This is a genomic window from Marinobacterium lacunae, from assembly GCF_000705555.1.
In the GTDB taxonomy this organism is placed as follows: domain Bacteria; phylum Pseudomonadota; class Gammaproteobacteria; order Pseudomonadales; family Balneatricaceae; genus Marinobacterium_D; species Marinobacterium_D lacunae.
The window spans coordinates 163,252-181,379 of the sequence record NZ_JMQN01000059.1; the positions used below are offsets into that span (position 1 = coordinate 163,252).

20 protein-coding genes are annotated in these 18,128 nt (G+C 55.3%); 4 read left to right on the forward strand and 16 right to left on the reverse strand.

Annotated features, from left to right (window positions below):
• Positions 1 to 19: 19 nt before the first annotated feature.
• From ADIMK_RS20335 to exaC, 7 genes are all read right to left on the reverse strand, one after another.
• Positions 20 to 1,894, reverse strand: a complete 1,875-nt coding sequence (locus ADIMK_RS20335; protein ID WP_081849896.1) for a S9 family peptidase — start codon at positions 1,892 to 1,894, stop codon at positions 20 to 22.
• The gene (gene pqqE, locus ADIMK_RS20340) at positions 1,857 to 3,023 is read right to left on the reverse strand and encodes a pyrroloquinoline quinone biosynthesis protein PqqE (protein ID WP_036192058.1); all 1,167 of its coding nucleotides are present in this window, start codon (positions 3,021 to 3,023) and stop codon (positions 1,857 to 1,859) included. The genes ADIMK_RS20335 and pqqE overlap by 38 nt, the downstream gene beginning before the upstream one ends.
• A complete protein-coding gene (pqqD, locus tag ADIMK_RS20345) occupies positions 2,995 to 3,279 on the reverse strand; it encodes a pyrroloquinoline quinone biosynthesis peptide chaperone PqqD (protein ID WP_036192060.1) in 285 nt (94 codons plus the stop codon). Before pqqD ends, pqqE begins: the two co-directional genes overlap by 29 nt.
• Positions 3,276 to 4,031 carry a pyrroloquinoline-quinone synthase PqqC gene (pqqC, locus tag ADIMK_RS20350; protein WP_036192062.1) on the reverse strand — a complete coding sequence of 252 codons (756 nt, stop codon included), beginning with the start codon at positions 4,029 to 4,031 and terminating at the stop codon, positions 3,276 to 3,278. The genes pqqD and pqqC overlap by 4 nt, the downstream gene beginning before the upstream one ends.
• A gap of 10 nt (positions 4,032 to 4,041) precedes the next feature.
• Entirely contained in the window at positions 4,042 to 4,962 is a 921-nt protein-coding gene (gene pqqB / locus ADIMK_RS20355) for a pyrroloquinoline quinone biosynthesis protein PqqB (RefSeq protein WP_036192064.1), read from the reverse strand.
• A 101-nt stretch (positions 4,963 to 5,063) separates the two neighbouring features.
• Positions 5,064 to 5,135 carry a pyrroloquinoline quinone precursor peptide PqqA gene (gene pqqA, locus ADIMK_RS21845; protein WP_003253598.1) on the reverse strand — a complete coding sequence of 24 codons (72 nt, stop codon included), beginning with the start codon at positions 5,133 to 5,135 and terminating at the stop codon, positions 5,064 to 5,066.
• 286 nt (positions 5,136 to 5,421) lie between these two features.
• A complete protein-coding gene (gene exaC, locus ADIMK_RS20360; RefSeq protein ID WP_036192066.1) occupies positions 5,422 to 6,942 on the reverse strand; it encodes an acetaldehyde dehydrogenase ExaC in 1,521 nt (506 codons plus the stop codon).
• A gap of 241 nt (positions 6,943 to 7,183) precedes the next feature.
• On the opposite strand from exaC, the gene luxS reads away from it, so the two are divergent.
• Positions 7,184 to 7,696: an S-ribosylhomocysteine lyase gene (gene luxS, locus ADIMK_RS20365; RefSeq protein ID WP_036192068.1), complete on the forward strand. Its 513-nt coding sequence runs from the start codon at positions 7,184 to 7,186 to the stop codon at positions 7,694 to 7,696.
• A 70-nt stretch (positions 7,697 to 7,766) separates the two neighbouring features.
• On the opposite strand, the gene ADIMK_RS20370 is transcribed toward luxS, so the two are convergent.
• The 3 genes from ADIMK_RS20370 to ADIMK_RS20380 form a co-directional block, all read right to left on the reverse strand.
• Positions 7,767 to 8,048: a 4a-hydroxytetrahydrobiopterin dehydratase gene (locus ADIMK_RS20370; protein ID WP_231517106.1), complete on the reverse strand. Its 282-nt coding sequence runs from the start codon at positions 8,046 to 8,048 to the stop codon at positions 7,767 to 7,769.
• A 123-nt stretch (positions 8,049 to 8,171) separates the two neighbouring features.
• Positions 8,172 to 8,897, reverse strand: coding sequence for a dinitrogenase iron-molybdenum cofactor biosynthesis protein (locus ADIMK_RS20375; protein ID WP_036192072.1), 726 nt, complete (start codon positions 8,895 to 8,897; stop codon positions 8,172 to 8,174).
• 9 nt (positions 8,898 to 8,906) lie between these two features.
• Entirely contained in the window at positions 8,907 to 9,206 is a 300-nt protein-coding gene (locus ADIMK_RS20380) for a rhodanese-like domain-containing protein (protein WP_197027600.1), read from the reverse strand.
• Between the two features lie 287 nt (positions 9,207 to 9,493).
• Here ADIMK_RS20380 and ADIMK_RS20385 point away from each other — a divergent pair, with 287 nt between their 5' ends.
• Both ADIMK_RS20385 and ADIMK_RS20390 read left to right on the forward strand, forming a co-directional pair.
• Positions 9,494 to 9,811 (forward strand): DUF3301 domain-containing protein, encoded by a 318-nt coding sequence (locus ADIMK_RS20385; protein WP_051693181.1) that lies wholly within the window; start codon positions 9,494 to 9,496, stop codon positions 9,809 to 9,811.
• Positions 9,812 to 9,880: 69 nt separating this feature from the next.
• On the forward strand, positions 9,881 to 10,612 hold the full coding sequence (locus ADIMK_RS20390; RefSeq protein ID WP_036192075.1) for a lytic transglycosylase domain-containing protein: 732 nt from the start codon (positions 9,881 to 9,883) through the stop codon (positions 10,610 to 10,612).
• A gap of 210 nt (positions 10,613 to 10,822) precedes the next feature.
• Here ADIMK_RS20390 and ADIMK_RS20395 read toward each other — a convergent pair whose 3' ends face one another.
• The 6 genes from ADIMK_RS20395 to pedF all read right to left on the reverse strand — a co-directional run bounded on the left by ADIMK_RS20395 (position 10,823) and on the right by pedF (position 16,555).
• Entirely contained in the window at positions 10,823 to 12,601 is a 1,779-nt protein-coding gene (locus ADIMK_RS20395) for a PQQ-dependent methanol/ethanol family dehydrogenase (RefSeq protein ID WP_036192079.1), read from the reverse strand.
• Between the two features lie 109 nt (positions 12,602 to 12,710).
• Entirely contained in the window at positions 12,711 to 13,337 is a 627-nt protein-coding gene (locus ADIMK_RS20400) for an ATP-binding cassette domain-containing protein (RefSeq protein WP_051693182.1), read from the reverse strand.
• Positions 13,330 to 14,094 (reverse strand): ABC transporter permease, encoded by a 765-nt coding sequence (locus ADIMK_RS20405; protein WP_036192082.1) that lies wholly within the window; start codon positions 14,092 to 14,094, stop codon positions 13,330 to 13,332. The genes ADIMK_RS20400 and ADIMK_RS20405 overlap by 8 nt, the downstream gene beginning before the upstream one ends.
• Complete coding sequence (locus ADIMK_RS20410) at positions 14,091 to 15,044, reverse strand: ABC transporter substrate-binding protein (protein ID WP_051693183.1); 954 nt, start codon at positions 15,042 to 15,044, stop codon at positions 14,091 to 14,093. The genes ADIMK_RS20405 and ADIMK_RS20410 overlap by 4 nt, the downstream gene beginning before the upstream one ends.
• Before the next feature lie 166 nt (positions 15,045 to 15,210).
• Positions 15,211 to 16,125, reverse strand: a complete 915-nt coding sequence (locus ADIMK_RS20415) for a substrate-binding periplasmic protein (protein WP_036192084.1) — start codon at positions 16,123 to 16,125, stop codon at positions 15,211 to 15,213.
• On the reverse strand, positions 16,109 to 16,555 hold the full coding sequence (pedF, locus tag ADIMK_RS20420; protein ID WP_036192087.1) for a cytochrome c-550 PedF: 447 nt from the start codon (positions 16,553 to 16,555) through the stop codon (positions 16,109 to 16,111). The genes ADIMK_RS20415 and pedF overlap by 17 nt, the downstream gene beginning before the upstream one ends.
• Before the next feature lie 398 nt (positions 16,556 to 16,953).
• On the opposite strand from pedF, the gene ADIMK_RS20425 reads away from it, so the two are divergent.
• A complete protein-coding gene (locus ADIMK_RS20425; RefSeq protein ID WP_036192091.1) occupies positions 16,954 to 18,126 on the forward strand; it encodes an ABC transporter substrate-binding protein in 1,173 nt (390 codons plus the stop codon).
• Positions 18,127 to 18,128 lie beyond the last annotated feature (2 nt).

Here is an 18,128-nt window from a genome sequence, read left to right on the forward strand (position 1 = left end):
GTAACGTCAGGCGTAACCCTTACTGGGATATCCAGCGCGAATAGAATGCCAGCTCAAGCTCCAACACGCTGATTTGGTTCACGGGAGACCTAAAACCATGGCCTTCGTCACTGAAATAATGCGTTTCAACCGGGACGCCCTGCTCTCTTAAACGCGTTGCCATTTCGCGAGTCTGCTCGGGCAATACCACCTTATCCTCTTCTCCCTGAAAAAAGATAACAGGTGAACTTATCCTATGGGCATTATGCAGGGGTGAGCGCTCCAAGTAGCGCGTACTGTCTGCAACCGGATCTCCAATTAGCCAAGAGAGGTATCGGGACTCGAACTTGTGGGTTACATCATTCAGGCGCGATGGCTCGGATACCCCGTAAAGGCTGGCACCTGCCGTAAACAGGCTGCTATTGGCAAGTGCACTTAACGCGGTATAGCCCCCGGCGCTGTTGCCCCGAATGAACATGGCGCCCGGATCTGCCAACCCTCGGTAGATCAAATCATGTGCAACACTTTCCACATCCTCTACATCGGACTCGCCCCAACGACCGGCCAGCATCATCCTATAGCTGCGCCCATAACCGGTGCTGCCACGATAGTTGACGTCGGCGACCATGTAACCGCGTTGGGTCCAAAACTGTATGGCAGACTTCAGTATCGGCGCTGTTGATGCGGTGGGCCCGCCATGTATAAAGATGATCGTGGGGCTAGGGGCCACGCCCGCACTCACCCCGCGATACAGAAAATAAGGCACGCGACTGCCGTCCGGGAGAGGAGCCCCACACGGCTCGGGGTTTGTAACAGGATAATCCGGGAACTCTCCACCGTGGAGTGCATAGCCATTAACTGCGTAAGTATCGGGCGTGCCGCTGATCCTCAACACCATCGGCTGCCGATTACTGAATTCGGCGACGCAACAGATCTCTCCATCGGCCAGCGCCAGGGAGTGTAAGCGGCTTGCTTTTAGATCAAGGCATAGCCGCTGCCAACGAATACCATCGTGCCGATAGAGGTTCGAATAGCCCCTATGCTGACCTATCGCCCAAAGCGCCCCGTTCTCATCCCAACCATAGGACGATAACCCAAATTGCCAGGGTGCAGAGGCAAACTCAGTATCGGCCGGTTTGTCACCCGACAAAGGTGTAAACGCCTCGCCATTGAACGATTCTATTGACCACCAGTCATCACGATCGACCACCGCATGCAACACCCCATCAGGTGAGAAGCGCGGCTGAACCCAGGCGCGCTCGACATCGGATACAACACGCTTCTCTTTTGGATAACCAAGGTCCGACAAAGACGCCGCGCACACGCGAGTGCTTAGCCAGGGTTGATTCGGGTGATCCCACTCTACCCATGCCAACTCCGAACCGTCAGGGCTCAGCGCGGGCGACGCGTAAAAGTCAGCCCCCTCTGCCAACACTCTTACCCGGCCGTCGCTACCGACACTGACCAGGCGATTCTCAGGCTCAGGTTGCCCCTGCGTGTGAGTTTCGCAGATCGCGATGAGCCGTTGCCGTACGCTGTCAAAGGTAAGGTCTGCAAAGCGTGATCGATGCATGGATGTGAGTTGACGTGCAAAACCACCCGAGAGACTCGCACACCAAATCTGCTGATCACTGTCGTTGACGAAGAACGCGTTATGACTGGAGAGGCACCAGGCGCCACCGCCGTACTCGTGGACTCGGCTTCGGACACTGAACTCTGCCGGCAAGATCGACTCCAGCTCTCCCGCTTCGAAGCGGCAGAGCTGGTTTTTACCGGTACGGCTATCGAAACTGACACCGTACGCCGAGCCACCTTGCGTTCTCAGCCCGGCGTATTCGCGTACCGCCTTGACCGCTTCAGCGGCCGAGATGGGGTGCTCAACCGGATCGTGCAAAAACACGGGAGTTGCGCTCATTGCGATAGGTGATCGCGGTAGCGGGATGCTCAGCCTCGGCTGAAGCCCGCGCAGCCTCAATCAGGTGATGGTCAGGCGATTTGGCACATACCGGATCAGCGGCATTCATATCGCCCGTCATCAGATAGGCCTGACAACGACAGCCGCCATGATCCTTCTCCTTTTCGTCGCACGAGCGACAAGGTTCCTGCATCCACTCATCGCCACGAAAATGATTGAAACCGTTCGACGCGTTCCAGATCGCCTCGATCGACTGCTGCTTAACATTCGGAAATTCAATCGGCAGCATGCGGGCACTATGGCACGGCAACGCTGTACCGTCCGGCGTCACCGTCAGGAAGATCTCGCCCCAGCCGTTCATACACTTCTTCGGACGTTCCTCGTAGTAATCGGGTGTGACAAATATCAACCGTATCGGGTTGCCCTCGGCCTTGAGCGTTTCACGGTACTCGTTGGTAATCCGTTCCGCCCGTTCAAGCTGGGCACGCGTCGGCAACAGTTGCTCACGGTTTTCATACGCCCACCCGTAGTACTGACAGGTCGCAAGTTCGACGTAGTCGGCCCCAAGCTCCACACACAACTCGATAATCCGGTCGATCTGGTCGATGTTGTGCTTATGGGTCACGAAGTTAAGCACCATCGGATAGCCCTGCGCTTTCACTTCGCGGGCGATCTTAAGCTTCTGCTGAAACGCCTTTTTTGAACCGGCCAACATGTTGTTGACCTCTTCGTCCGAGGCCTGAAAGCTCACTTGTATATGGTCCAGTCCCGCCTCGCGAAACGCTGCGATTCGTTCGGCACTAAGACCTATACCGGATGTGATCAGGTTGGTGTAGTAACCCAGCTTTCTTGCTTCGGCAATCAGTTGCTCAAGATCCTGCCGAACCAGAGGCTCCCCACCCGAGAAGCCAAGCTGAGCGGCGCCCATCTCGCGTGCCTGACGAAAGACGCTGATCCATTCATCTGTGGTCAGTTCAGCACCGGTGTCGGCGAAATCCAGAGGGTTACTGCAGTATGGACACTGCAGCGGACATTTATAGGTTAACTCCGCGAGCAGCCAGAGTGGCTGCCCGTGTGGTTTCTGCTCGCGCGCCAGCGTATTAGCGGTAGTCGATCCAGTGCTGTTCACGGGCCACCTCCAGAAACTCGGTGATGTCACGGCTAAGATCACCCGCCTGCGGGAATTTTTCCCTCAACGCCGCGGTGATGGCGCTTACGTTACGCTGCCCATCTACCAAGGATAGTATTTCGCCCGCGCTTTCGTTCAACTTGACCATCCCTTCCGGGTAAAGCAGGACATACGCTTGCTGGGCAGGTTCCCATTGAAACCGGAACAGGCTGCCCAGGACGGGGACGCGAAAATCGGTTTTAACGGCTGCGTTCATCGGAATAATCCTCGGTGATACACCTTGTCCCTGGTTACAGTATGGTAAGGGGGGCGCTCCATCTCGTAAGCCATACTCATGGCATCGAGCATGGTCCAGAGTACGTCCAGCTTGAACTGGAGAATCTCCAACATCCGCTCCTGTTTCTCGCGGGTGTCGTAGAAGTCCAGCGTGATCTCGAGGCCATGTTTAACATCGCGGCGCGCTTCGGTCAGCCGGTTACGGAAGTACTGGTAGCCCTCTTCCTTAATCCACGGGTAGTGATCCGGCCAAGCATCCAGACGCGACTGGTGGATAGTCGGCGCGAACATTTCGGTGAGCGACGAACTGGCCGCCTCTTCCCAACCGGCGCGCCGGGCGAAGTTCACATAGGCGTCTACCGCGAAGCGCACGCCCGGCAGCACATGCTCCTGCGACAGAATCTCTTCGCGTGTCAGCCCTACGGCCTCACCGAGGCGCAGCCAGGCCTCGATACCACCTTCGGCATCGTCATATCCGTCGTGGTCGAGAATACGCTGAACCCACTTGCGCCTTACTTCACGGTCAGGGCAGTTGGCCAGAATCGCGGCATCCTTGAGCGGGATATTGATCTGGTAGTAAAAGCGGTTGGCCACCCAGCCACGGATCTGTTCAGGCGTCGAGCGCCCGGCATACATATCGACATGATAGGGGTGGTGAATATGGTAGAGATCGCCCTTGGCCCTTAAGGCCTGTTCAAACGCTTCGCGACTCATCGGTGCTTGTGTACTCATGCGGACACTCCTACAGCTCTATGCTCATACCGTCGTACGAGACCTCTATCCCGTGAGCAGCCAATTCAGCGCGTTCGGGCGAGTCCTCGATCAGGATCGGGTTAGTATTGTTGATATGAATCAGCACCTTGCGCGGCTTATCTAAAGTATCAAGAAAGGCGATCATGCCGCCCTCGCCCGATTGAGCCAGGTGACCCATATGGACGCCAAGCTTGTCGCCGACGCCGTTATGGGCCATCTCGTCATCACGCCACAGGGTGCCGTCCACCAACAGGCAATCAGCCTCAGCCATCATCGCCGGCAGGTGGGGTTCGATCCGGCCAAGGCCGGGAGCATAGAACAGGGATTTGCCGCTCTGGGTATCGCGGATCAACACACCGATGTTGTCGCCCGGATGGGGGTCGTTACGGTGTGGTGAATAAGGGGGAGCACTGGAGATCAGCGGTACGGCAATAAACTCAAGACCCGGCGCACACTCGATGGTGAATCGGTTTACCGCATCCTCCACTGGAATGCGTTTTCGATTCAGACCGCCATTCCAGTGTTCCAGCATGTTAAATACCGGGAAGCCGCTCGTCAGGTCCTGGTGAACCATGTCGGTACACCAAACATCGAGCGGACAGCCTTCGCGCAGCATCAGCAAGCCGGTGGTGTGGTCGATCTGGCTGTCCATCAGCACGATGGCACCAATGCCGGTGTCGCGTTTGGCACGTGCCGGTTGCATCGGTGAGAAATCGGCCAGTTGAGCACGGATATCGGGGGATGCGTTGAACAGCACCCAGTCGATACCGTTGCTGGAAACGGCGATGGAGGATTGCGTGCGGGGCTTGGCGTTAAGGGTGCCGTTACGAACACCGGTGCAGTTATCGCAGTTGCAGTTCCACTGCGGAAAACCACCGCCGGCGGCCGAACCCAGGATCTGTATTTTCATTGTTATTGTATTTGGCCCAGAGTGGATGGAGAGGAACGTTCTATCCGGGCTGAGAGGAAGGCTACCGACAAATCGTCGGCAGCTTCACTCGGAGCGCGCGATTAACGGTTAGCGAAGTACATGGTGACTTCGAAGCCGATACGCAGATCAGTGAAAGCGGGCTTGGTCCACATAGGTATTACCTCGTTTGTTATTGTTGAACACACCTTGATCTTAGGAGCCGCCCATCCTAATCAATATGGTACTTTGGAACTAAATGCGCCCCGAAATGGTAGCAATGCGCTGGCCTCGCCCAAAACGAACAGAGACAACATGCGACGGGATAGAAAAAAAATCGGCTCCCGAAGGAGCCGAAGAGTGCGCTTAGTGACGGCAGCCTCGTGGGGGACAAGGCCTGGAATAGTGGGGGCCGAAGCCCCCGGAGCTATCCCTGTTCAAGCACAACGGACAGAGATACGTTTAGAAGAAGCCCAGCGGATCGGTGCTGTAGCTGACCAGCAGGTTCTTCGTCTGCTGGTAGTGATCCAGCATCATCTTGTGGGTTTCACGGCCAACACCTGACTTCTTATAGCCGCCAAACGCTGCATGAGCCGGATACGCATGGTAGCAGTTGGTCCAGACACGGCCTGCCTGAATGCCGCGACCCATGCGGTACGAGCGGTTCATGTCACGAGACCACACACCTGCACCCAGACCAAACTCGGTGTCGTTGGCAATTGCCAGTGCTTCAGCTTCATCTTTGAAGGTGGTAACAGCGACTACCGGCCCGAAGATCTCCTCCTGGAACACGCGCATGCTGTTGTTACCCTTGAGCAGGGTCGGCTGGATGTAGAAGCCAGAGTTAAGCTTATCGCCCAACTGCTCGGCTGCACCGCCGATCAGGCACTCAGCACCCTCTTCGCGACCGATATCCAGGTAACCCAGAATCTTGTCATACTGTTCCTGAGATGCCTGAGCACCGACCATGGTTTCAGTATCCAGCGGGTTACCGCGCTTGATCTGCTTGATGCGCTCGATCACCATGGCGATGAACTTCTCGTAGATGCTCTCCTGAACCAGCAGACGGGACGGACAGGTGCACACCTCACCCTGGTTGAAGAACGCCAGAACAGTACCTTCGACACACTTGCTCAGGAAGCTGTCTTCATGCTCCATCACATCTTCAAAGTAGATGTTCGGAGACTTGCCGCCGAGTTCGACGGTAGACGGAATGATATTCTCAGCGGCACACTTGAGGATGTGCGAACCAACCGGAGTAGAACCTGTGAATGCGATCTTGGCGATACGCTTGCTGGTCGCCAGCGCCTGCCCTGCTTCAGCACCGTAGCCGTTTACGACGTTCAGCACGCCGGCCGGCAGCAGGTCGCCGATAACTTCCATCAGAACCAGAATCGAAGCCGGAGTCTGTTCAGCAGGCTTCAGCACGATACAGTTACCGGCAGCCAGTGCAGGTGCGATTTTCCATGCGGCCATCAGCAGCGGGAAGTTCCAGGGGATAATCTGACCGACAACACCCAGCGGCTCGTGGAAGTGGTAAGCAACGGTGTTTTCGTCGATTTCACCGATTGTACCTTCCTGAGCGCGGACACAGCCGGCGAAGTAACGGAAGTGATCGGCAGAAAGCGGAACGTCAGCCGCCAGAGTCTCACGAACGGCCTTACCGTTGTCCCAAGTTTCGGCTACTGCCAGTCTTTCAAGATTGGCTTCGATGCGATCAGCAATCTTCAGCAGGATGTTGGAGCGTTCTGTGACGGAAGTACGGCCCCATGCGTCTTTTGCCTTGTGAGCGGCGTCAAGCGCCAACTCGATATCTTCTGCGGTAGAACGGGGGATTTCGCAGATAGCTTCGCCAGTACACGGAGTGATATTCGTAAAGTACTGACCCTTAACCGGCGCTACCCATTCACCACCGATGTAGTTGCCGTAGCGCTGCTGGAAAGTTACAACAGAACCTTCTGTACCGGGCTGTGCGTAGATCATTGTCGTAAGCCTCTTTGTTTTTATGTCCAGAGACTGCGCCTTGCAGGCGAAGCCATTTGTTATTCGACTCTCGCATCTTAGTAAGCACACCCCCTTTCCCGGTATGGTCCCTTGGCAGCGAAAAACCGATACTTTCGTACTGATCGCAATGGCTCGCCCGCCGCAATATCCGAGAAATACCGTCGGAGAAGCGATATACTGGCGTATTGATACCATTCACCCGAGTCTGAAAGGATGATCTATGCCACTTCTGGACAGCTTTAGAGTCGACCATACACGCATGCATGCACCGGCAGTGCGTATTGCCAAGACCATGAACACCCCGAAAGGTGATGCCATTACGGTGTTCGACCTGCGTTTCTGCCTGCCGAATCAGGAGATTCTGTCCGAGAAAGGGATCCACACGCTTGAGCATCTGTTCGCAGGCTTCATGCGTGACCACCTCAACGGTGACGCGGTAGAGATTATCGACATTTCACCGATGGGCTGCAGAACCGGCTTTTACATGAGCCTGATCGGCACCCCGAGCGAACAGGATGTCGTCGACGCCTGGCGCGCCGCGATGGAAGACGTATTGAACGTGGCTGCTGAGGGCGACATCCCAGAACTGAACAAATACCAGTGCGGCACTTACAGCATGCACTCACTGGACGAAGCGAAGCAGATCGCACGCAACATCCTTAATCGCGGCATTGAGGTGAACAGCAACACTGAGCTGAACCTGAGCGAAGAGTTCTTACGCGAGCACAGCTAAATCCTGCTAACCTGCCCAATATAAAACGCCCGCAACTGCGGGCGTTTTGTTTTCCAGCACCGTGAAGCCGTCAGAGCTGATCAATTTTGGCTGCCAAGATGAAATCGTTTTCATGCAGTCCGCCTATCTTGTGCGTCCACAGCTCGATCTCTGCATGCCCCCACCCGAAACGTATCTCGGGATGGTGGTCTTCCGCTTCGGCCAGCTCACCCACTCGGTTTACGAACGACAGCGCATCGGCAAAATTACGAAAGGTAAATTCGCGCCGGATACGTTTACCGCCCTCTGCCAGCGTCCACAGCGGAACCTGCAGCGCAAGCTCGCCTGCCTCAGCGGGGTCAAGTGCTGGCATACCGCCCCTGCACGGAATGCAGCTTTTCTCTGTTAGTGCCATCACGCCTCCCGCTCTTCTAACGTTGGGTATGACATTACCCATGACCTAAAGTGTAGCGCGAATAGACGTCAGTCCCCTGCTTTACTCGATAGCCTCCAAATTGGACTCATCGGAAATAAACCGTTTACGCGCCTGAGCCGATACCCCCAGTATCTTCGCAAACCAGGGTGGAGGCGCCTCGAACACTCGCTGAAACTCCGCCAATTTAATGAGTGCGTCGACCGACTCTGGCACCTTGATCGGATAGATATCGGCGCGAATCACCTTGGCAGCAGCAGGCCCGCCCATGGTCTGCACAAACAGCACTTTGCAATCCTTGATAAGGTCCACGCGGAACTGATTCTTATCCGGTGCGCTATCGGCCTCAATGGTAGAGCGGATGTCCACCAAGCGAATCTCACTCGCCGATACCTGATAGACAAGGAATCTCAGGCAAGATCCAAAATGGCCATTGAGAAGTGCCCCTCCATTTGAGGCGACCGCAATGCGAACCGAATGCGGCATATCCCCCTCGCGATATCGATCGATAGAGGGCAATCCATCATCGGACTCTTCGCCCCAGAGGTAACGTACCGCCAGTTTGATATTCTCAAGCCCGATCCCGATATCCTCACCGTCCTCTTCACCGTCAAGACTTCCGATCCCTGTTTTCAGGTTGGTCACGGTGACCGACTTCAGTTTTTCATCATCCAGCGGCGCCCCAAGCCGGTCATGCAATATCGACAGAAGCTCCCCGACTTCAACTCCGGGCAGCGTTCGGGTCGCCAGTGCGATCCGCAATGCCAATTCTCGATCAAGCGGTTCCATAATGGCCTCCTACGCTATCCAGGCGTTGAATCCGCCTGCCAGGCTGTACACCTCTGAGAATCCAAAATCGGCGAACATCTCGGCAACATGTTCGCTGGCATGGCCGTGATAGCAATAGATGACAATCTCGCGGTGTTTATCGCCACGCATCAGAAGTGATTCTCTCAGACCGTCATGCAGGTGCAGCGCATTCTCGATATGTCCGCTGCGGTAGTCGCGCAGATCTCGACAATCAAGCAGCAGCGCATTGGACCGCCCCAGCAATTCCGGAAGCTCCTGTGCACTGATCGTTTTGAATTTCTCCATCATACCGCCCTCCTGCAATTGACATGGCAGGCCTTGTCGCTCAGTTTCGCTTGCGCAACATACCCGTCATAGGAGAGCAGCAAAAGGCTTACCAAAAAACCACTTTTGGCCTTTTTTCTTATATTCCAGAGAGATAGCTATGATAAAAGGCGTAATGCGTTAACCCATAAAAACATGTGAACATCGATTGCTGTCGCAAACGCGACAAAGGTACATGCCGCTCGTTTGAGTGCTCAACATCATTCAGCGGTATCCGGTATGATTCCGGCGGGGCATGTAAAGGAATTGAAATGGTCGAACTGAAAGATCTGATCTGGCTGGTCATAACAGGCACGCTTTGCCTGCTTTGGTGGAGGGGGCAGAAAGTGCGCGAGATCGCGCTGCGTCATGCCCGAAACGGCTGCGCCGACATGGACCTGCAGTTGCTTGACGAAAGTGTCGCGCTCCGAGCCATCTGGCTTAAGCGCGATGACGATGGCCAAATCCACCTATGGCGACGGTATCACTTCGAATTTGCATCGACCGGTGACGAGCGCTATGTGGGCGAGGTGGTCACCCTTGGCTATAAAGTGACCGGCTTTACCATTGCCCCCCACAGGATCGAATAACCTGACACAGGGCAGAAAACAGCCTGGCGCAGTTACTCAATATGCTCTATCAATAGTATCCTCACATCCATGAAGGCTAAACGATCACCTATCATCACAACACTGCTGTATTTGCCGCTGCTCTGCGGTGCCGTTGTTTCGTGGCCGGGTGTTGCCTGTGCCGATAATATCCGGCGCATCGTTCATCCTGACGGACGCATCGAATACACCAACGTCGCCCCGTCAAAGTCCAGCCAACGGGCATCAGGCAACCATTCGACTGAAACTGTTTACAAATACCGCCGCCCCGACGGCGTGCTGGCCTTTACCGACCAACGTCCCCTTCACATACGGGATTTTGAAGTCCTTCGATTCGATTGTTACGCCTGTAGAGTTGGTTCAACCGTTGACTGGTATAAAACCCCGTTGAATCGCGAAGCGTTCAAGTCAGATATTATCGCTGCCGCCACCGAGTACGGCGTTGACCCGGCGTTGGTGCGGGCGGTTATCCATGCAGAATCGGCGTTTAATCCTAAGGCCCGCTCGAATAAGGGTGCACTTGGCCTGATGCAACTCATGCCACCAACCGCCAAGGATCTTGATGTCGATAATGCGCTGGACCCGCACCAGAATATAAACGGGGGCGTGCGTTACCTATCTGCCCTACTTGATCGCTACAAGGGTGACATCAAACTTGCCACAGCGGCCTATAACGCGGGGCCCGGTGCGGTTGCCAAGTTTGGAGGCATCCCACCCTATTCGGAAACCAAAGCCTACGTCGAACGCGTGGGCATACTGCATGGCCGCTACGCCAAACCCTGACAGGGCTCCGTTTAGAAGACAACGGCGCGGCGTGGTGGGCCTCTACCTGCAGGACAGCCACCTTCAAGTCGATGACGACTCAAGTCACGAAAACAATCACACGTTGATCTACGGTGCTGATTTAGTGTTGAGCAATTCAAACTGACTCAGTCTGTCGAGTCCTTTAAATACGAAAAAAGGGCCCGAAGGCCCTTTTAAAACACGCGTTATTTACTTGCTTGCCATCTCGGCACTAGCCGGCAGTTTGAAGGTCCAGACGGAACCACCCTGGTTCAGGTGCTTGACGCGCTTGGCCACTTCACCACCCCAGAGCGGTACCGCACCACCCCAGCCGGATACGACGGAAACATACTGTTCGCCATCCATCTCCCAGGTGATCGGCGAGCCGACGATGCCGGAACCGGTGTTGAACTTGTACACCATCTCACCGCTCTTGGCGTCGAATGCCATCAGGTAGCCTTCAGGGTTACCGGTGAAGACCAGGTTACCGGCGGTTGCCAGAACACCACCCCAAAGCGGTGCGTAGTTCTCGTAACGCCATACCTCTTTACCACTCTTCGGATCGATGGCGCGCAGTACGCCGATGTACTCTTCGTTGGTCGGATGGATGGTGAAGCCAGCACCGAGGTACGCTGCACCCTTCTTGTAGTTGACCGGCTCGTTCCAGATATCCATCGCCCACTCGTTAGAGGGCACGTAGAAGTAGCCGGTATCCTTGCTGTAGGCCATCGGCATCCAGTTCTTGCCACCGAGGAATGAAGGCTGTGCCACTACAGTGCTGCCCTTTTCGGCTGCTGCCGGGTTACCCGGGCGGTTCTCGTCAACGTAGATCGGGCGACCGTTTTCGTCGAGACCCTTAGCCCAGCTAACCTTGTCGACAAACGGGAAGCCACGGATGAACTTGCCGTTCTCGCGGTTCAGGACATAGAAGAAGCCGTTACGGTCGGCAGTCGCCGCCGCTTTAACGGTCTTGCCACCGTCGGTGTAATCGAAGGAGATCAGCTCGTTAACACCGTCGAAGTCCCAACCGTCGTGCGGCGTGGTCTGGAAGTGCCACTTGATCTTGCCGGTATCCGGGTCAATCGCCAGACGTGAGGATGAGAACAGGTTATCGCCCGGGCGCATGTGGGAGTTCCACGGAGCCGGGTTACCTGTACCGATGAAGATGCTGTTGGTATCCGGATCGTAGTAGCCACCCAGCCAGGTTGCCGCACCACCGGTCTTCCACAGATCGCCCGGCCAGGTCTGGCCCGGCTTGCCGCCGGAGATGCCGTTCTCGACTTTCTTGCCGTCTTTGTAGATGTAGCCCATGTGGCCCTCTACAGTCGGACGGGTCCAAACCAGATCACCGGTTTTAGCGTCATACGCTTCAACTTTACCGACAACCCCGAATTCACCGCCAGATACACCGGTAATCACCTTGCCATTTACGATCAACGGAGCGGCGGTCAGTGAATAGCCTTCCTGATAATCAGAGACGGTCTTTTTCCAGACGGTCTTGCCGGTGTCCTTGTTCAGGGCAACCAGTTTGGCATCGAGCGTACCGAAGATGACCAGATCGTCATACAGGGCAACACCACGGTTGATAACGTCACAGCACGGCATGATGCCATCCGGCAGACGTGCGTTGTATTCCCAGATTTCGTCCCCGGTTTTGACATCGATGGCGAAGACTCGGGAGTAAGAACCGGTGACATACATCACACCGTCCTTGACCAGAGGCTGAGACTCCTGGCCACGCTGTTTTTCACCGCCGAACGAGAACGACCATACCGGGCGCAGTTCCTGCACGTTTTTGGTGTTCAGTTTGGTCAAGGGGCTGTAGCGCTGGCCCTGAGGACCAAGACCGTTGGAGACAACATCTTCAGTCGTCATCTGGTCGTTCAAAATATCTTTGTCGGTTACACCGGCCTGTGCAACGGTGGCCGAGGACATCGCTGCAACGAGGGCAGTAACTGCAAAGCCTGTACTGAGCCCGAGTCGTTTCATTGTCGTCTCCTTTGCGGATCATTCTTATTGGTTTGGGAAAGTCCCTGACAACCGGGATATTTCGCCCGATGCTGTAGCTAATTCTTGTAGCGCCCCAGTTTTTCAACAATTAACCGGCAGAAGCAGTTTTCTCCTCACTTGGTAGTAATACCCCGACTTTTTGATCAGTCAGATAGATGCACTCATCAGCCAGTTGACGAGCATCTTCGGGATCGTGAGAAACCAACAGAAGGCTTATCCAGGGGCGCTGATCCAGTAGCGATTTAACCAGCTGTCGCATCTTCAGGGCTGTTTCGGGATCTAGCGACACCAAAGGCTCATCCAACAGAAGGAGATCAGGTTTGATCGCCAGTGCGCGTGCCAATGCAACACGCCTGGCCATACCCAGGGATAGCTGGCGTGGGTATAACGCCGCTATGCCGTCAAGCCCTACCTCTTCAAGACGTGCTTCAATCTCATCGGTCGCAACCCCCACAAGCTGAAGGTTTTGTGCGACCGTGCGCCAAGGTAACAACCGGGGCTCCTGAAACATGTACGCGATGCATAAGCTCTCACGTGTTTGGATGCGCTCTCCCCGGAAATCCGTATCAAGCCCGGCAACGATATTAAGCAGCGTCGTTTTGCCACATCCGGACGGCCCCACCAACGCCAATCGTTGCCCCGGTTCTATCCTCAACTCCAACGGACCAAGCACAGGGCGCGAGAACGATTTCGACTCCAGTCGCAACTCAAGCATTCTGTACCTCTCCTGCCGCCTGCCAGTGCCGCGCACGCCTCTCAAGCGGCTGCAAAAGCAGCCACTCAATCAGCTGAACCACCAGAATAAAACTGAAGCTGTAGGCGAGAATGGTTGAGACATCGAACATCTGGAACGCAAGATGCAACTGAAATCCGATCCCGTCGGAGCGCCCAAGCAGCTCAACAACCAGCACAATTTTCCAGATAAGCGCCAAGCCACTTCGCATGGCGGCCATGAGATAGGGAAAAAGCTGCGGCAGCCATAGATCGAGAATTCTCTGCCTTAGCGTAAACCGGTAGGCGCGAGCCATCGCCTCCAACTCAGGGTCAAGACTCCTGACACCTTCACGCAGGGTAACGGCCACATTGGGTACTTTGTTGAGGATGACCGCCAGCACAGCCGCCGACTCAACAAGCCCCATCCAGACGTACAACAGGATGATCAGCACCAGTGCCGGGAGATTCAAAAAAAGGACAAGCAGCGGGTCAAACAGACGATTCATCCGTCTGGATCGCCCCATGCACCACCCCCATAGAACGCCCAACACCATCGCAAACAGAAATGCGATGGCCACACGCCTCAGGGTAACCATCAGGTGATATATCAGGTCACCCCTAACTGCTTCATGCCACATCGTGGCCATTACCTGAGCCGGTGAAGGCAAAAGCGGATCGTTCAGCACCTGCGCCAACACCTGCCACAATACAGCCAGCACCGCGAGTACCAATACGTAATCGCGAAGACGGGTGATCATTGTGCGCCCACACCGTCGAAAATGCCGACCGGCAACTCGCCATCACCGCCGAGCAACGGCCATGCTCGTCTTGCCGAACTGATCAGCGTTGCATCCAACGCTCTGTGTGGTTCACCCTTTCGGTACCCCTCTTTCAGCGCGTCAAATACAGCGTCTGATTCAGCCCGCATAAGCGGTCGTATTGCGCGCCAAGGCTCGTCAGATCTCAACTGCTCTTTTGAAATATAGACAGAACGTTCAAAAGCCATCGCAAGCTTTTGATTTTCAATGATCCATTTCTCCTCTGCCAGGTAGCCAAGCATCGGCAGGCGTTCATCTATACCCAAAGTTACAGAGATTGATTGAGCACTGAAAGCGGTCTTGAAACGCCCCTGCGCTTCCAGCCGGGCAGCAAAGTGCCAGAACGTCAGCAACGCATCAAGGCGCCCGGATTCCAATTCCCGACTCAGCAATGGAGGCGCACCAAATACAACCTCAGCTTCTTTTTGCAGATCGACCCCCTGCTGCTTGGCGGCGGCATAGAGTAACTGCCAACTTTTACCGTTTGGCCCTCCCGCCACACCGACCCGCTTCCCGACCAATGAAGCGACACTATCGATAGAACTGCTCACCGGCACCATCACCTCACCGATGCGGCTAGAGAATGGAAGAAAACGCAAAGGATCACCGCTTTGAGAGCGTTTGGCCGCCCAAACCCAGTCACCGATGATCCAATCAACGCTGCCGCTTGTTAGCGCCAGCAAAGCCGCCGAACTGTTAGCCAGTGGCACAGGCACAAGCTCGTAGCCCTGGGCTCGATCAAGCCCAGCGTTTTGGATATTGGCCAGCTCCCAATGCCCGGTGCCGTATTGAAGCACCCCTACGCGAACCTGGGGCAGCGGCTGGGCCTGAAGCGCAGCAGGCAGGTACAGCGCGATCAGTAAGAGGATTCTGAGAAGGGTGGCATACATAGCAATACTTATTGTTTTAGTGATTTTGAAAAGACCATCACTATCAACCTAATCAGCTACCACGCGTTGGGACATACTACTTTCGAGCCCATAGCGGGCGCTTTTGGTCGTAGTTATATAAAGAGGCCCGCAACACGTGCGGGCCTCGAAGGGGGTATAGAGTGGATTACTGAGCCGCGGTTAAAAGGCTCGGTTTTTCATAGGTGACACCGTAGCGCGCAAACAGCGCATCCATCGATCCGTCACCGATCATATGCTCGAAGACACCGTCCACCGCGTAACCGAGGTCACGATCACTCTCCCTGATGGCGATACCGATGTCCCACGCCTGCTTACCCATATCAGGAAAACCATTTTCCGCACGGCGATAACGATCTCCGCCTTCACGGAACAGCAGCCAGTCGATTTCACTTCTCAGCGCCATGACAGCACTCACCTCACCCTCTTTCATCGCATCAAACGCTAAGCGCGGATTCGCGAAATGATGGGTGTTGTTGCGCATGCGTCCTTGCAACGCGGACGTCAGGTAAAACGCCGGCAGGCTGTCGATCTCGACGCCGATAGGGTTGTATTGAAACTTGGCCAGAGTGCGCACTGATTCAAGCTTTTCGCTGTCAAACGCAAGCTGCCAACGCTCCTGATGATAGGGCGACATCATCACCACCTGCTCGTTGATCAGCTGACCAAGAGAGTCACGCTTATAGGCGTAATCGCGGTCGTACGGTACACGCAGCATCACATCGGCAACATCTTTCATCGCCAACGGATTTTCTTCGCTCTTATCGAGCACACTGCCTTTCCATACGTTGTTGCGCAGATCATCATCCAGGGTTTCATCTGGCGTGATCCAGTGGAGCTTGAGTTGAACACCGAGACTATCGGCAATGGCCTGACCGAGATCGACATCAATGCCAGCCGGCTTTCCGTCCTGCTCGAAGGAATAAGGTGGGAAGTCACGATAGACGCCGATACGGATGTAACCGGACGCCACGACGTCATCATACAGGCGGGCCTGCACCTGCCCGCTGAGAATCAGCAGGCAGAGTGCAAACAGTGCAGGGATATTACTCCATCTCATCATGGCGCACGTCCAGATAGGTCTTGATTGCCCAGAGCGCCTCCTGACTCAGGTAATCCGCCATTTTCGGCATGTAGACTTTACCGTCACGGACAGCACCGTTGATGACGCGATATTTGAACCACTCGTCACCGTCGAAGTCCGGGGCCAGCAAGCGCAGATCCGGCGCAATACCGCCCGAAATCGCCTCCAGACCATGGCAGCGCGCGCAGTTTTGGTTGTAGGCAGACGAGCCAATCTCAACAGCACGCTCGAAATCCTTGTTGGGGCTGCGGTAGGGGTTGGTGTCAGCCCATTCCTCACCCAGCGGGGTCAAACCCTCGGTGTTGACGCCCTGAGGTGTCACATCACCGTGAGCCATCGCCTGAGAGCTGATACCCGCAGCAATCAGTGCAGACAGTGCCAGAGCGGAAACGTGAAGATGCTTTGCCATAATACTCACCCGTTTTTGTTATAAGCCGGATGTGGTCCGCGTCGGATTACACGAACGCACAGAACTGCAAATCATCATCGCTCAGCAACAACACTCATGGGATTACACCTTGGCAGGCAAAAGATGGTCCGTTGGTAGTAGTCAACTATACCCTCCTGCTTTGAAATTATCCGTGAAGAGCTGCAGCGCCAAGGTTTTTCGCATGCGCCTACCTCTTCACCTCAATGGTTAAATTCCGGTCAACGTCAGATGGGTATGGCTCAGGCAACGCCAGCAGGGGATTACTCAGCACCCAAAAATGCTACTTGAGTACCATTTCTTTGCGACCTTCAGCATATTTCACTGGGATCAACCAGTACCTAAGCTGGGGGTATCGATAACAAGAAAAACGATTCGCTATGCTTAAATATGCCCGCCATCTCATGCTTATCTCTGGCATCATCTCGCTTTCGGCAACCGCGGCACCGCCGCCTGTTAATGTCGATATCGCCTATATCGGCCAGATTGTCGACCAGGGACCGGTGCTCTCGAACCTGATTCCGGAACCGGACGACGCCGGTGCGCAAGGCGCCACCCTTGCCATCAAAGACAGCAACACGACTGGCCGTTTTCTTAACCAGCACTACACCCTGCATGAATCCTCAAGCGAAGATGCCAAATTGCTCACCGAGTCTGCGAAAGAGCTGTATGGCAAGGGCGTACGACTTTTTATATTAAACACACCTGCCGACACGCTGGCGCAGTTGAGAGACGCATTACCCATGGATAGCCTGCTCATCAACGCGGGCAGTCGGGATGATGCACTTCGCACCACGCAGTGTCTGCCAGGCATGCTGCACACCATCCCATCGCGCGCCATGCTCGCCGATGCGCTCGCCCAGTGGCTGATCATGCGACGCTGGTCTCGCTGGATGCTGATCGACGGAAACACCGCCGACGATGAGGCGTTTGCAGCCGCTATAAAACGCGCCGCCAAACGATTCGGCGGGAAGGTGGTCGAGGAGAAACACTGGAGCTTCGACACCGACTTACGGCGCACCGCTCAGCAAGAACTGCCACCTTTCACCATGGGCAAAGAGTATGACGTCGTGGTTGTGGCGGATGAGCGTGGCGATTTCGGCGAATTCCTTCCCTACAACACAGGCCTTCCGCGACCGGTTGTCGGTACTCAGGGTCTGATGCCGGTAGGTTGGCACAAAATGATTGAAGCCTGGGGTGCCGCTCAGTTACAGAGCCGCTTCGAAGCGCAGTCAGGCCGCTGGATGAACGAAAAGGACTACGCCAGCTGGGCAGCGGTGCGCAGCATCGCCGAAGCGGTCACCCGCACGGGTAAAGCCGATTCTGCCTCTATCAAAGATTATCTTCTGTCCGATCAATTCGAGCTGGCCGCCTTTAAAGGCCGAAAGCTGAATTTCCGTGGCTGGAGCGGCCAGTTGCGCCAGCCCATCGCGCTGGTTCAACCAAGAGCGTTGGTCTCTCAATCGCCACAGGCAGGATTCCTACACCCCAAAACTGAACTCGACACTCTGGGCTATGACGAGCCGGAGAGCCGTTGTCGGGTGGATCGTTAAAA